The organism is Sulfitobacter sp. (assembly GCF_041552635.1).
Taxonomy (GTDB): Bacteria; Pseudomonadota; Alphaproteobacteria; order Rhodobacterales; family Rhodobacteraceae; genus Sulfitobacter.
On the sequence record NZ_JBFEKM010000378.1, the window covers coordinates 1 to 1,269 of the forward strand.

The 1,269-nt window shown below is 58.4% G+C and carries 1 protein-coding gene; it reads left to right on the forward strand.

The genetic code is table 11. The features are described from left to right. The coding region (locus ABYT07_RS21230; RefSeq protein ID WP_372993974.1) for a ribonuclease J at positions 1-1,269 on the forward strand (1,269 nt) is incomplete at both ends.

The window sequence follows — 1,269 nt, forward strand, 5'->3', positions numbered from 1 at the left end:
GGCAGGTGAAATTGGCATGAATGCCTATGTTTATGGCTATGGGAAACCCGGCAAGGAACGACTGATTGTGGTCGACCTTGGCGTTGCATTCCCTGACATGGACACCAGCCCCGGCGTGGATTTGATCATCCCCGATATCGCTTGGCTGGAAGCCCGCCGTAACCAGATTGAGGCGATTTTCATCACGCACGCACACGAAGACCACGTGGGCGCGGTGGCACACACCTATGACCGTTTGCGCGCGCCGATTTATACGCGCAAGTTTACGGCGAACATCGCCAAGCGCAAGATGAGCGAATACAACCATCCCGACAATGCGGTTACGACCGTGGCACCGTGGCCCGCAACGACCACTGTTGGGCCGTTCACGGTTGGCTTTTTGCCGATGTCCCACTCGATCCCTGAATCGTCGTCCCTTGTGATTGACGTGGCGGGCGACCGGTTGATCCATTCGGGCGATTTCAAAATCGACATGACACCGGGCGTGGGCGAAGCCTATGACCCCGAGCTTTGGGCCGATGTGTGCAAGGACGGCGTCAAGGCGCTGATCTGTGACAGTACCAACATTTTCTCCGAAGCGCCGGGCCGGTCGGAATCGACGATCGGTGATGCCATTGCCGAGATGATGAAAGACGCGTCGGGCATGGTGGTGGCGACCACATTTGCATCGAACATCGCACGCCTAAAGACACTGGCGATTGCCGCGCAAAAGGGGGGCCGTTCGGTCGTTCTGTTAGGGCGTGCCATGCGCCGTATGGTCGAAGCTGCTACCGAGGTGGGCATTTTGTCGGGCTTCCCGCCTGTGGTATCACCCGAAGATGCGTTGAACATGCCGCGCGAGAACGTGATGTTGCTGGTGACCGGGTCGCAGGGTGAACGCCGCGCGGCCTCTGCGCAACTTGCGCAGGGTTCTTATCTGGGGCTGAAGCTCAAGGAAGGGGATACATTCCTGTTCTCGTCGAAAACCATCCCCGGTAACGAACGCGGTGTGATCCGGATTATGAACCAACTGTCCGAATTGGGCGTTGACGTGATCGATGACGCTGGCGGTAAATACCACGTATCTGGTCACGCAAACCGGCCGGATCTGGAAACCATGCACCAGATCGTCAAACCACAAATTCTGATCCCGATGCACGGCGAACATCGCCACCTGCGCGAGCATGTGAAGCTGGCCGAGGCCAATGGCCGCCAGGGCATACTGGCGCCGAACGGCACGATGGTGGACCTGACCGGCAAGACAGCGAAGGTCACCGAATTCGTCGAGAC